Source organism: Pseudoalteromonas sp. SaAl2 (genome assembly GCF_052947895.1).
The window spans coordinates 1,414,177-1,427,972 of record NZ_CM129605.1 but is presented as its reverse complement, the minus strand read 5'-3'; the positions used below and the strand labels follow the sequence as shown (position 1 = coordinate 1,427,972).

The window sequence follows — 13,796 nt, the reverse complement described above, 5'->3', positions numbered from 1 at the left end:
CTAAAACCACCCATTTATAAGCTTATTAATCTTTAAACATTTCTTTATTGAGTCCGTACTTATTCATTTTGTCATAGAGGGTTTTGCGAGCGAGCTGTAATGTTTGCATTGTGTCTTTTATACTACCTTGATGACGTTCGAGGGCTTCTTCTAATAACGACTGCTCATAAAAGCTAACTTTTTCAGCCAAACTCAGATCAGTAGGCAAGACATTGTGATGTCTATTAGTTTTTGCAAATGCAAGCTCGGCACCAAGTAATACTGCACGTTCCGCTTGGTTTCTCAGCTCCCGAACATTCCCAGGCCAATCATATTGCATCAAGTATTGTTGTGCTTCGCTATTAAGAGGTGCTGGCGCTTTATGAAAACGAGTCGCAGCGATTGAGCTAAAGTGTTTAAATAGCAATGGAATATCGGCTTTTCTATCACGAAGGGCTGGAATACTTACTTTAACGAGATTCAAACGATAATATAAATCAGCCCTAAACTCGCCTTGCTCAACCAAATGTAATAGGTCAACCTTAGTAGCAGCGACTATTCTCACATCTAAATCAATCGGTTTGTTTTCTCCTACAGGCGTTACTTTACGCTCCTCTAGAACCCTTAATAACTTTATTTGCAAAGCCATTGGTGTACTTTCTATTTCGTCTAAAAATACGGTGCCACCTTGGGCAAATTCAAACTTACCTTGACGACTTTGGGTAGCGCCTGTGTAAGCGCCACTAACTGCACCAAACAACTCACTCTCAATAAGTTGCTCAGGCACAGCCCCACAGTTTATTGCAACAAAATTACAATTAGAGCGTGTGCTCTGATCGTGTAGATACCGCGCTACAAGCTCTTTACCAGTCCCGGTTTCACCTTCGATCATCACATCTGCCGGAGTGTCGATAACAGTGTTAAGTAAATGCATCATATGCTGCATTTGCGGGGTGTCACCTAGAATTCTCACCCCGGGTGCAGATGTTTTCTCAACAGCTAGCTTTAATGCTCTATTTTCCATTACTAACGCACGCTTATCAGAGGCTCGGGCTAAACAATCTAATAACTGCTCAGTAAGTGGCTTCTCAAATAAATCATATGCGCCTAACTGCATTGCTTTAACAGCAATTGAGACATCAGCAAAACCGGTTAAAAAAATGACGGGAAGTTCACTATCAAAAGCTTTTATTTGTTCAAGCAATTCCAAGCCGTCCATTTTTGGCATATTTATATCGCTCAAAACAATACCATTAAAACGGCGATTTAATTTACTAAGCGCACTAATAGGATCACTAAAACATTGAACTTTATAGCCTTCAAGCGAAAGTAATTGTGATAATGAATCTCGAATTATCAACTCATCATCAATTACAATGACATGGTTACAATCTTGATTTAATTCGCTCATAAAGCTCCCTTATCTGAGGCCAATGTTATAATAAACTGGGCACCACCATTAGGCCTATTATGTGCAGTTAAGCAGCCATCAAATGACTGAATAATTTGTTTTGAAATAGATAAGCCCAGACCTAAGCCATTACTTGATTTAGTGCTGTAAAACGGTTCAAAAATTGAGTTCAAAGCATGTTGTTCAATACCTGGGCCGGTATCTAAAATGGATAACTTCACTCTGTCATCAAAACGTTCAAGTTCAAAACTTAGTTCTTTAACCGATTGCTTATCCATAGCTTGACTTGCATTTGTGATCACATTCACCAGTACCTGTTCAAACTTAATACCATCAACCCAAACACAAACTGCATCATTAATCTGGATAGGTTTTACCTTTACTTGATTTTGCTTTAATTGTGCGCTTGCAATCAACATTGCATTTTTTAATAACTGAGCAAGGCTTATCGAGCGCAATTGAGTTTGCGCTGGTTTACTAAAATGCTTTAGTTGGCCAACTATCTGGTGAACACGGTCAATTAAACCTTGTACTATAACGATATTCTTCTGTGCTGCCGTTATATCACCCTTAGCAATAAACCTTTTAGCACTGACTAAGTATGTGTTCATCGCACTTAAGGGCTGATTTATCTCATGATTAATACCTGCACTTAGTTGGCCAATGGTGGCCAGCTTTGCTGTTTGTATGAGTGCAAGTTGGGCCTTTTCAAGTGCTTGGGTACGCTCAATCACTTCTTGCTCAAGGCTATGGCGAGAAAATAGAAGCTTTTTATATCCGGCAAAACGTGCGATTAAGCTGTAACCTATAACTAATGCTAAAACATAAAACAAACTCAACCAGATTAACCGAGGTATTTGCTCTAAGCTCACCGATGTCACATCAACTAATACTGATATTTTTCCATTTAATTGACCAATTTTCGCATCGGCAAACACATACTGCTTCGTTGTTGTATTTTGCTTTATGTCTAATAGATTTATGCCTTGAACGTTAATTATTGTAGTACTTACATTATTTGGCTTATGATCAAGATACCTTCGCGAATTAATCAGCTTTTGCAGGACTGTGTCACTTAACTCCTGAAATGTATTTAAGCGCCAACTAGGCTGATTCGACATAGCAATCACACCATCATCAAGCATCAAATAGAAATCACTTGTTTGAGAGGTATTTAGCAATTGCCTATCATTTTCAAATTTAGATACATTGATTTTCAGCACGACTACGCCAATAACTTGATTAGCATTGTAAATAGGCTCTGAAAAGTAGATACCACGCTCTTGGGAGCGTTGGCCAAGGGCAAAATATGCCAGAGGCTGCCCCGCTAAGGCTTGATAAAAATAAGGACGAAACGCGAAATTACTACCAACATAACTGTAATCCAACAACCAATTACTAGATGCTATGACATCTCCATTAGTATCAAGCACATAAGCGTCAGATGCACCACTTGCTTGCTGAATATCTACTAAATAACTATTTATTGCATTGTTTGATAGATCGTTATTTTCAATAAACTGACTAAGCAGCTGATTATCACTTATAAAATGTGGAATTGAAGCAAAACGAGTTAACTCGGCTTTTAAGTAATGACTCAATTGCTGAACTTGTTGCTCAGCTTGGTTTTGACTTTTAGACAGATCGTAATGACGACCAAAGTAATAAGCACTGAGTAATAATGCCAGAAGTACTGCAAAGCAAACTGCATTTCGTTTTAATAGAGCTTGCATTATTTACCTAGCTAGCAAGAGAAGAACTTAAAATTTTAGCTGATAGTGTAACGATATTTCTCTCGATACTCCAGCGACTGCACCATCAGCCACTCTAGGATCAAAACTATCATAGTGCTTATCAAAAAGGTTATGAATTTTTAAGGATATATTACTTTGCTCAGTTAGTTCATAGCTTGCCGCTGCGCCAATTAATAAGTAACTTGGTTGTGAAAATTTAGCTGCATCATACCCTGTAACGCTCACCCTATCTCGCCATATAGTATTAACACTAACCATCATTGGCTTCATATCAAAGCTCGCCACAAGGGTTGCAAAACGTTTAAAGGTTGGATTCATTGGTTTATCAAAGTATTGCGTAAACGTTCCCGTTAATGAAAATATAGGCGCAACTTGCCACTGACTATCCAATTCAATACCACGGTTGATATCATCTAATTGATTTTCAAAAGTGAACATATTCGTTTTAAAAGCGTGAGGGACTGTGATAATAAAATCATTAAGTTGGTTGTAAAAAAACACCGTATTAAAATACCAATTTTCTACCTGATAACGCCAGACTAGCTCAGTTGTCTTAACATATTCTGATTTTAAGTTTGTATTGCCCACGGTTACATCATCATTGGAATATAACTCATTCGTCACAGGTGTCCTAAATGATTCACCATATTGCAATTTAACTGTGTTTGCTAAACTTGGTTGGTAAATAGCGGCTATTCTAGGAGAAAGTTTACTATCGATGTTTTTAACGTCATCATAGCGCCCACCCACAAATAATGTGAATTGATGTGATAAAGGTAGTTTTAATTGTGTATATAAACTGTGTGTTTCAAACGTAGCTTTAAGGTTTTTAAATGCGGAATAGTCTTTAATCGTCTTTATAGCCCCTAAATAGTAGGGTTGTTCAACAATTATTTCACCGCTCACTTGGTCATAATAATTAGTGCGTACATCTGCTGAAATTTGTTTTGAATTTACATATTCATAGCCTGCATTTATCACCCAGTCATTATTAAAGTGATGGCTATAATCAATGTCTAGATTCAAATCAGTGGTTTGCCAATCAGGTCCTAATAAAAAATCATCACTTGCATCAAGGTTATCCGCCCCCGCTAAGATCAATCCAGCACTGGCTATTTTGTGATCTGAATAAGCTATTTTAGTGGCAAGTTCTGTCGTCGAGTTTTTTATGATGCTGTAAGCGAGTGACACAAAACTATTTTCACTGTTGTGCTGGTTTTGTTTCGAGTAGCCAGCTAAATTAATAAACTCATTGAGTTCAACCTGATTATAGCGACCTCTTAACTGTAACTCGGCTATATCGAGACCAAATTCAAAATACACTGATTGCAGCGGGTCTTTTACTCCTTGCGGGTAATTTTCTCCCTCTTTTTGGTTTACTGTAATTGACGCAAAGCCCATTAGATCATCGTTAAACTGCTTAGAGATGCTGGCAGAAATACCATACTTACCGTGAGTACCAATCATAGCGGCTAAGGTATTATCGGTGTGCTTAGTAATTATATTCATTACACCGAGAAATGCATTACTGCCATATAAAGCCGAACCAGGGCCACGAATAAACTCAACCTTATCGATGACTTCAATTGGGATAAACGGCATATACACAGATGCTTTACCAAAGGATGACTCGTTAATTCGCTCACCATTAATCATCACTAATATATTGCCGCTATCTAAATAGACACCTCGAGCATGATCTTTTGGTACAGCACCAACCCAATCGCCTCGGGTAGACTGCATACCTGGCACAAAATTCATTAATTCGTAGGCACTTTCAACCCCTAATAATTGAATAGATTTTTCATTAAATATTGTGATTGTAGAAGGAGCTGATGCAATTGTTTCTGGTGTTTTCGATGCAATATCCACTTGTACTTCTAGTAAGTCTTCAAGTTGCATAGTGAATAATTCATTTGACTCAGTTGCAAATAAGGAAGCCGTGTGGAAATAGAAAAAGATACAAAAAAAATGCTTTAGAGTCATTACGCCGCATTACACCTAGGATTTATATTGAATTTATTAGATTGTTTACACAAACTACTATTAACAATAATAATACAAATGCACGACGGCGTGAGGTTTTTTTCTAACTATTTACATTTAGTTAAGCAGTAACTGTAGTGCGTTTCGCTTTAATATATTTATACAAGCCAATTAACGAAGCTGCTATCCAAAATATTTCAATAACAAAACTTGCTAAATTAAAGTTATAGCAAAGACTTATAAGCAATAAAATAGCACCTGAAAGGTTCATCATATTATAAAGCAAGCCAGTAGGTGTTGCTTTACCAAGTTGTAGCATAAAAAACGCGCCAACCACCAAAAAAGTACCTGTCATACCAATAATATCAAATAAAAGTGCAATCACGAGGGGTTCCCTTGTCCATTACGATAATCACCCACACTACTGGCCCATTCCATGGGGAGGGTTGTTTTCATTCATTGAAACAGCAAACCGGGTGATCTTAACAAACTTCTTTGAACAACACAGGATAAATGTCCTCCCCTATTAGACAAAGTAAGCAAGGGATTGCTGCTAAAACAACCCATTCTCTCGAAGGGAAAGCACACCTTCGTGTCTATTTATTTAATATGCATAGGCGACCATATGCCAATTTATACTGCGGTATTAATGCCTGTTAGTTGCGCTAAAGTACCTGCATAGATAAGCTATGCCCTTTATTGTTAAAGATGAAGGTTTTATGAGCGAAAATAGATACCCAATTGGCACTACAGGGACACCTTGGTCAAACCAAGAAAAACAACAGTGGTTTAATAAACAAACTATTAAGCGCAGCTATCAGCAGCAAGTTGTCTCTGAGATTAATGAATTAAGCGAACAGTTTGATGTTCAGCAGTACGGTGCACTGGAGTACGACACTGAACACTACCCGCTTTATGTTATCAAATCTAAAAACTGGCAAGCTGATAAACCATGCGTATTAGTCACAGGTGGCGTTCATGGTTATGAAACCAGTGGTGTACATGGGGCATTACGATTTGTAAAGACTAAGGCTGCGCAATACAGTGAACATTTTAATTTACTTGTTGCTCCTTGTATCAGCCCTTGGGGATACGAAACGATTAATCGTTGGAACCCTGCGGCCATAGATCCTAACCGCTCTTTTTATGCTAAAAGCCCAGCTCCTGAGTCAGCAGCTATAATGGCCTATATGCAAAACAACAATATCGCGCCGATTGCACATATTGATTTACATGAAACCACTGACACAGATAACAGCGAGTTTAGACCGGCCCTTGCAGCCCGTGAAGGTACGGTAAATACAAATTGGAATATACCCGATGGATTTTACCTCGTTGCAGACTCAGTAAAACCACAACCTGATTTTCAAACAGCGATTATTAACACAGTTGCACAGGCCACTCACATTGCGCCAAGTGATGAAAACAATCAATTAATTGGTGTGCCTCAAGAGCAACTGGGAGTAATTAATTACAGCGCTCGAGAGTTAGGTTTATGTATGGGCTTTACAGATGCGAAATATGTAACCACCACAGAGGTTTACCCAGATAGCCCCACAGCGACAGATGAAGAGTGTATACTTGCCCAAGTTGCCGCTATTACTGGCGGATTAGATTACATTTTAGCAAAATAATTAACAATTTTGACCAAAGTATATAGACGTAAAGCCTAATTTTTTAGGATAGAATATCTACTTTGGTCAATTTTAAAGCTGTACAAACTGCAAACAATTAAAATGGTAGAAAATTTATGCAAAACACGTAATTCGATAATAAAGAACTAGACTTAAGCTTGTATTTGTATAAAATTCGCGCTCTTTTTGGTTTGGCAAGGATAGAAATTGGAATTTAAAAATAAGTATGGTCACGTCACTTTGCAACATAAAAACAACATTATTACAGCTAGCTTTGCCGGCAATATTAATGAGCGTTTAGCTAATGAGTTTAGTCATCAGTTATTAACCTGTGTTAAACAATTCGCAGGGGCTCCTTGGGGTTACATAAGTAATTCATTCTCAGTGCAAGCTGCTACCCCTGACGCAGAAAAAAGTTTTGTTAATTTAACAACCAATATGTTTAAAGAAAGCTGTATCGCCAGTGCTTATATTTTAGGTTCAACCCTTGCTATAAACCAAATGCAACGCGTACTGAATAATGCAGGCATGAATCACTTAAACATTCATGACTACTTATTTAATAGCTTAGATGAGGCAAAGTCATATATTGATAAAATGATAACAGAGCCTGCATTCTAAACTTTAAAAACCTTCCCGAATCTTTAATTTCGATAAAATAAACTTGGCTGCGTTTGTGTAATACTCGCATCTTCATTTGCTGTTACAACAAACTCAAGCTTTGTCATTTTTTTAGCTAAATCATAACCATCAGCTACAATAGTCACAGGTATTTGCTTCATAGAGCCTGGCTCCACTCGTGTATTCTGCGGGCTCTTAAGTTTTGCAATATCAAGCCCCTTTAATGAAATACGGTAGTGTAACGGTTGCTGTGTTTTATTAATAATAGTTAAAGTATAAGGGTTTTCTACCAAGCCTTCGTAGTTCACTCTGTATAAGGCATTTCTATCACGTAAAACTGAGACTTCGATTGGCGTTCCGTGCGCCAAGCCACGCAACCATAGCAATCGATAACAGCAATGTTAGCCCACCATACCCAATAAGCTTTAATCTAAATGGGTTGGTCGTCCCACCGGACATTTGTTTTTCACTGGCATATTTTATTAACCCTTTTTCATAGCCAAACTTGTTCATCGTATCATCGCACGCGTCGATACATAAACCACAATTAATGCACTCATACTGTAAACCATTACGAATATCTATACCCGCTGGGCATACTTCTACACACAAATTACAATCAACACAATCACCTAAACCTAACTTTTTAGGATCTGCTTTACGTTTACGTGGGCCACGGTTTTCACCTCTTTCACTATCATAAGTAACGAGCAACGTATCTTTATCAAACATAACTGATTGGAAGCGTGAGTAAGGACACGCAACCGTGCACATTTTTTCACGCAAGAACCCTGCATTGCCATAAGTACAAAAAGCAAATAAAAACACCCAAAAACTGGTGATACCTGTCCATTGTAATGTAAGCATGTCGCTATATAGTGACTTTGCAGGTATAAAATACGCCATAAATGAAGTCGCTGTAAAAATTGAGATCACTAACCAGGCGCTGTGTTTAGTGATTTTTTTACGCCATTTAGTAAAGCCCCATGGTGAATTATCAAGCTTAATACGTTGATTACGAGTCCCTTCAACACGTTGTTCCACCCACGAAAACAGTAACATCCAAATGGTTTGCGGGCATGTATACCCGCACCATACCCGGCCCAGCCAATTTGTAACAAAGAAAAGCGCAAATGCACCTAACATAAACAACAACGCCAAGATCATAAAGTCTTGCGGTAACAGGGTTAAGCCGAAAATACTGAACTTTTGTGTTGCGACATCAAGTAAAACAGCTTGCTGCCCTTTGTAGGGGATCCAGGGGATAGCAATAAAAGTAAGCATTAGCAACCACCCGAGTTTTTGTCGGATGCGTTGAAAAAAGCCCTTTTGCTCTCGAATGTAAATTGGCCCTTCATGCTTGTAGGGCTTAATGATCATATCTTCTTCTTTAATATCAAACTTCATAATACTTACTTCATAGTGACGGTGACACGTAAGTATTTGCAACTTTCAGACCAAACTGAAATTTGCAATTATTACCTTAAATTCAATTACTTAAAATTAAATTAAAAAACTTTACTCACGATATATAGCGACATTCACGATATATCACGAATCTTTAACTATGCCTAATTTTTTTCATTTTGGATCTGAGTGTACTTTCTGGGATCCCTAATAAACTTGCAGCTCCATTAGCACCTGATATTTTATTATTTGCTAAAGAAAGAACTGTACTGATATGTTGCCTTAGTAAATCATTAAGTGTCAGTGATGAATTAACTGACATTCTCGAGTGTGAATTCAGCGGTTGGGTCAAATTTAAAATTGATTGTTTTGATAAAATGGCTTCACGTTCAAGTACGTTTTGTAATTCACGAATATTACCTGGCCAATCATAGGCTTGTAATTGACTAAGGGCCTTATTACTGAGTCCCCTTAACTGTTTTCCTAAACGTTTATTGAGCTGTTGAACCAAGTTACTACATAAAAGTGGAATATCTTCTTTACGCTCTTTAAGTGCAGGGACTCTTATCGGAAACACATTTAGTCGGTAATATAAATCAATTCTAAACGTCCCCTCTTCTACCATTTTCCATAAATCACGATTTGTTGCTGCGATGACACGTATATTTACCTTTATCGTTTGGCTTCCACCGACTCGTTCAAACTCTTGTTCTTGTAACACTCGCAGTAATTTGCTCTGCGCTTCAAGTGGTAATTCTGCTATTTCGTCTAAAAACAGTGTGCCATTATGGGCCAATTCAAAACGGCCTTTGCGCCTTTCATTTGCGCCCGTGAAAGCGCCTTTTTCATGACCAAATAATTCAGATTCGAGCAAACTTGCAGTAAATGCTGCGCAATTAACTTTTATAAATGATTGAGTGCTGCGATTGCTCAAACGATGTAAGTTACGTGCAACTAGCTCTTTACCCGTGCCATTTTCACCTAATATTAATACAGTACTGTCAGTTGGACTTACTAATTTAATTTGTTCTAACATAACGTGAAAAACATGGCTTTTACCAACTAACCCTGAGTCTTGCCAATCTTCGTTTAACTGTGCCGTAAGGTAACTATTTTCATCTCTAAGTTGCTCACTTAAGTCACGAACTTGCGCGAGTGCTTGACGTAAAGCCAGTTGGGTTTCGTGTTGCTTTGATACATCGCGAAATACAGCGACTGCACCAATTAGTTGACCGTTTTTATATACTGGGGTCGATGTATATTCCACAGGAAAACAACTGCCATCTTTACGCCAAAACACTTCATCTTTTACTTGCCTGTGAACGCCATCAAACATTGTGCAATAGATCTGACACTCGTCTGCTGGGTACGCTCTACCATCTGCATGGCTATGGTGATGATACTGATGAATTTTTTTACCTAATAATTCATCAGCACTCCAACCAGTCATTTGTTCTGCTGCTGGGTTGACAAAAACTGCATTTCCGGACAAATCAAAGCCATAAATCCCCTCTCCTACGGCATTTAAAAGTAAACTAGGGTCATTTAGAAATTGCTTAATCATTAAAATGCATCCACTCGCGAAATATCGCGACAATTATGACACTGTTCCTCGATTCTTTACACTTTTTCTTACAATTTTCTTGTTACATTATATTTACCAGACAGTTACAGTTAAGAAAAAACGTAAGGCACCTATGTCATTAACCATCTTTAATCTCGAAAAACACTACGATAAAGTAACCGCAGTAAATAACCTGTCATTTGACGTGCAACCGGGTGAAATTTTTGCGTTACTAGGCCCAAATGGGGCCGGGAAATCGTCTCTGGTGAAAATGCTGGTTGGGTTTACTTACCCCGATGCGGGCTCCATTAAACTAACCGATGACAGTACAGCCTATTGTACTATTCCAACTCACTTATTAGGCTATTTGCCTGAGGATAGAGGGCTTTACCCCGAAAAAACAGTTAAGCAGAATTTACAATTTTTTGCTCAACTGCACGGCGTTACAGCCACTGATTTTGATATCCGGTGCCAACATTGGCTAGATAAATTCAACTTAGTTGAGCGCATAAATGACCCTCTTAAATCTCTCTCCAAAGGAAATCAACAAAAAGTACAACTGATCACAGCCATCTTACATAAACCTAAATGGGTTATTCTTGATGAACCGGTTCTCAGGGCTTGATCCAATCAACCAAGAGTTAGTCGTAGAGTTTTTAGCTGAGTTAAAACAACAAGGCATGACCGTTTTGCTAAGTGCACACCAAATGGCTATGGTTGAAAAGCTAGCGGATAGAGTACTGCTGTTAAATAAAGGCCAAAGCGTACTGTATGGTCAGCTTAATGATATTTTTAAACAATTTAATAACAATGTGATTGATGTCATTTTTGAGCAGTCTATCGAGCCAGAGCAATACGCTCTTTTAGATTCTTACCAAAGTAAACAACTCAGCACTAATCATGTGTCTATAACGTTAGATAAAGAACAACCAATCAGTCAATTACTGCCAATCTTGATCAGAATTGGAAATATTAGTGAGCTTAGAAACCAATCACAATCCTTACATTCAATTTATTTACAAGCAGTCGCTGAACATAATAATGAAGTTCATCAAGGAGCAGCATCATGAACAAGCAAAGCTCACTGACACACAAACAAATTTGGACAGTAGCAAAATGGGAGTTCTTGCATTTTTTTAAATTAAAACAAGAAATTATTTCTAAACTTATCATGTTGGTCATTGCGGGAATTATTTATTTTTTTGCTACTAACAATATGCATCTCGCCAAACAATATAATATCGCTGTCAATACAACATTTGGGTTAGCAACCCACATTGACTCTACATTTAAATTCATTAAGGTCGATGATCTCAATGAGCTCGAACATAAGTTAAATGAGACCAATGACTATGATGGCTTACTCAAATATGATTTCATAACTACAAAGTACACACTCATAACTGCTGAAAAAGACACCTGGCAAACTACATTAAAAAGCCAGCTCAATTCAGCGCTCAAACAAGCACAACTCGATGCAATTAACCTAACTCAAGCGCAACGTGATGGTTTAGCTAAAAATACAGACGTTGAACATTATATTCTAAATGAAGAGCTTAAAAATCAAGCTGATAAAAGCCAAACATACACTGCTTTTGGTGTGTTGATTTTACTGTTTGTTGCAATGTTTGGGGTATTTGGTCAGTTATTTGTGAGTATTACTGGTGAGAAACAAAATCGAGTAACCGAGCAGTTAATGGCCACTATGACACCGCAAACATGGATTGACGGTAAACTTAGTGGGCAGATTTTATTAGCAGTTAAAACCATGATCGGCACATTACTCTCTATTATACTTTCTATGCTATTTTTCACCGTTGTTATCAAGCAACAAACGTTAAGTTTAGATTTTATAAACTGGGCAATGCTGCCTTGGTTCATTGTGTTTGCTATTTCAGGGTTAGGGATATGTGCTGCATTTATGGCTGCAATTGCAGCAGGTATTGATGATCCAAACCACAGTAGCAAAAGCGCATTAATGATGCTTCCCATAGCCCCAATTGCCATTGCTTTTTTTATAATGGATACACCAAATAGTGTTTTAAGCATAGTATTGAGTTACTTGCCCATTACAGCCTTTGCAGTAATGCCAGTGCGTATGTCATTAGTTGACTTACCCTTTTGGCAGCCATTGCTTTCACTCTTACTGAGTTTTGTCTGTTTTTATTATTTACGCATTTGTGCCGCACGGATTTTTAAAATGGGTATGAATATGTATGGAAAAGAGCCGAGTTTAAAGGCAATGTGGTTGGCAATTTTCAAATCATAAAATAAGGTAGGCTACTAAAGCCAGCCTACCTAGTTTAATGACTTTGTGTTTTACTATTTATAAAATCTGTTAATGCGAACAATGCGCCTGAGATTACAAATGTGACGTGTATCACTACTTTTAAAATAAGCTCTTCACTTGTGTAGGCTGACGAGCTGATAAATACTTTTAATAGCTCGACCGCTGAAATAGCAACGATCGCGCTAATAAGCTTCATTTTCAAACCTGAAAACCCCACCTTTCCCATCCACGCAGGACGATCTTCATGATTGTCAATATTGAGCTTGGAGACAAAGTTTTCATAACCACTAAAAATGATGATTAGTAATAACCCCGCCAGCAATGCGGTGTCTACTAACGTTAAAATACCCACTAGCAATTCTTGATTTGTTGCAGTAAAGGTTGCAACCCCCATAAGGTATAGCTGTTTGAAAAACTTGATCAGTAATAAAATAACCGCAAACAATAAACCAACAAAAAATGGGGCGAGTAACCAGCGTCCGCGAAAAATTAATGATTCAAGAGCAAGTTCTGCTTTACCTGCTTGTCTTGGGGTTTTATTGGTTGGTTGCTGATCCATAACACTCTTAATTTACTAAAAAACAGACTTTAAACGAGTTTGTATTGTGATACAAATACTTACATCGTTTTCATGGTATATTTATTTTATCTTAACGATAAAAATTTTTCGTTTTCTTTTATTGTCATTTCGATTAAGAATCCCACTACCAACTGAGCATTTCTCTATTGGCTAACTGTTACTTATAAAAAAGTAATCGTCATACCCTATGCATATGAAGCGGCATTAATTAATAACCAATACTTATGGCATTGGGTATATACACTATTTAGGAATGAACAAATGAACAAAGCATTGCTCGCACTTATCGTTGCACCACTTTTTAGTCTAACTATTACCTCTGCTGTAGCACAGAATGAAGTTGAAGCCTCTGCTGAGACTATTCAAGAATACACCGAGATGTGTTTAGATTGGGCTAAAGATGACGATATCAGCAATGAGGCGCTTAAACCCTACGTTTTAAAATGCGTAAATGATGAACTTGAGAGTGAAGGCTACAAAAAAATAACTGACGTAAATATTTAAATAGCTTATTTATCAAAATAAAAAACCGGGATGGTACAAGGTTGTACATCCCGGTTTTTCTTTTTA

At 37.7% G+C, this 13,796-nt stretch carries 12 protein-coding genes and 1 pseudogene; 6 read left to right on the top strand and 7 right to left on the bottom strand.

Features of this window, described 5'->3' with window-relative positions:
* Positions 1-25: 25 nt before the first annotated feature.
* From ACU8V8_RS07025 to ACU8V8_RS07010, 4 genes are all read right to left on the bottom strand, one after another.
* Positions 26-1,390 (bottom strand): sigma-54-dependent transcriptional regulator, encoded by a 1,365-nt coding sequence (locus tag ACU8V8_RS07025; RefSeq protein ID WP_446889272.1) that lies wholly within the window; start codon positions 1,388-1,390, stop codon positions 26-28.
* On the bottom strand, positions 1,387-3,123 hold the full coding sequence (locus ACU8V8_RS07020; protein WP_446889271.1) for a sensor histidine kinase: 1,737 nt from the start codon (positions 3,121-3,123) through the stop codon (positions 1,387-1,389). The genes ACU8V8_RS07025 and ACU8V8_RS07020 overlap by 4 nt, the downstream gene beginning before the upstream one ends.
* Positions 3,124-3,150: 27 nt before the next feature.
* Positions 3,151-5,130 (bottom strand): TonB-dependent receptor plug domain-containing protein, encoded by a 1,980-nt coding sequence (locus tag ACU8V8_RS07015; RefSeq protein ID WP_446889270.1) that lies wholly within the window; start codon positions 5,128-5,130, stop codon positions 3,151-3,153.
* A 121-nt stretch (positions 5,131-5,251) separates the two neighbouring features.
* Positions 5,252-5,515, bottom strand: coding sequence for a CBU_0592 family membrane protein (locus ACU8V8_RS07010; RefSeq protein WP_087533711.1), 264 nt, complete (start codon positions 5,513-5,515; stop codon positions 5,252-5,254).
* 334 nt (positions 5,516-5,849) lie between these two features.
* Between ACU8V8_RS07010 and ACU8V8_RS07005 the strand changes: the two genes are divergently transcribed.
* Together ACU8V8_RS07005 and ACU8V8_RS07000 are read left to right on the top strand one after the other, a co-directional pair.
* A complete protein-coding gene (locus ACU8V8_RS07005) occupies positions 5,850-6,764 on the top strand; it encodes a M14 family metallopeptidase (RefSeq protein ID WP_446889269.1) in 915 nt (304 codons plus the stop codon).
* A 207-nt stretch (positions 6,765-6,971) separates the two neighbouring features.
* Positions 6,972-7,385, top strand: a complete 414-nt coding sequence (locus ACU8V8_RS07000) for a hypothetical protein (protein WP_446889268.1) — start codon at positions 6,972-6,974, stop codon at positions 7,383-7,385.
* A gap of 23 nt (positions 7,386-7,408) precedes the next feature.
* Here the strand turns inward: ACU8V8_RS07000 and ccoG are convergent.
* Both ccoG and ACU8V8_RS06990 read right to left on the bottom strand, forming a co-directional pair.
* Positions 7,409-8,792: pseudogene (ccoG, locus tag ACU8V8_RS06995) on the bottom strand (cytochrome c oxidase accessory protein CcoG).
* A 154-nt stretch (positions 8,793-8,946) separates the two neighbouring features.
* Positions 8,947-10,356: a sigma-54 interaction domain-containing protein gene (locus ACU8V8_RS06990; RefSeq protein ID WP_446889267.1), complete on the bottom strand. Its 1,410-nt coding sequence runs from the start codon at positions 10,354-10,356 to the stop codon at positions 8,947-8,949.
* Between the two features lie 133 nt (positions 10,357-10,489).
* On the opposite strand from ACU8V8_RS06990, the gene ACU8V8_RS06985 reads away from it, so the two are divergent.
* Genes ACU8V8_RS06985 through ACU8V8_RS06975 form a run of 3 tightly spaced genes read left to right on the top strand, consistent with a single transcriptional unit; the run spans position 10,490 to position 12,625 of the window.
* Positions 10,490-10,981: an ABC transporter ATP-binding protein gene (locus ACU8V8_RS06985; RefSeq protein ID WP_446889266.1), complete on the top strand. Its 492-nt coding sequence runs from the start codon at positions 10,490-10,492 to the stop codon at positions 10,979-10,981.
* Positions 10,959-11,426 carry a hypothetical protein gene (locus ACU8V8_RS06980; protein ID WP_446889265.1) on the top strand — a complete coding sequence of 156 codons (468 nt, stop codon included), beginning with the start codon at positions 10,959-10,961 and terminating at the stop codon, positions 11,424-11,426. Before ACU8V8_RS06985 ends, ACU8V8_RS06980 begins: the two co-directional genes overlap by 23 nt.
* On the top strand, positions 11,423-12,625 hold the full coding sequence (locus ACU8V8_RS06975) for an ABC transporter permease (RefSeq protein ID WP_446889264.1): 1,203 nt from the start codon (positions 11,423-11,425) through the stop codon (positions 12,623-12,625). The genes ACU8V8_RS06980 and ACU8V8_RS06975 overlap by 4 nt, the downstream gene beginning before the upstream one ends.
* Before the next feature lie 34 nt (positions 12,626-12,659).
* On the opposite strand, the gene ACU8V8_RS06970 is transcribed toward ACU8V8_RS06975, so the two are convergent.
* Positions 12,660-13,205: a TIGR00645 family protein gene (locus ACU8V8_RS06970; protein ID WP_446889263.1), complete on the bottom strand. Its 546-nt coding sequence runs from the start codon at positions 13,203-13,205 to the stop codon at positions 12,660-12,662.
* Between the two features lie 282 nt (positions 13,206-13,487).
* Between ACU8V8_RS06970 and ACU8V8_RS06965 the strand changes: the two genes are divergently transcribed.
* Positions 13,488-13,730 carry a hypothetical protein gene (locus ACU8V8_RS06965; RefSeq protein WP_446889262.1) on the top strand — a complete coding sequence of 81 codons (243 nt, stop codon included), beginning with the start codon at positions 13,488-13,490 and terminating at the stop codon, positions 13,728-13,730.
* The last annotated feature ends 66 nt before the right edge of the window (positions 13,731-13,796 follow it).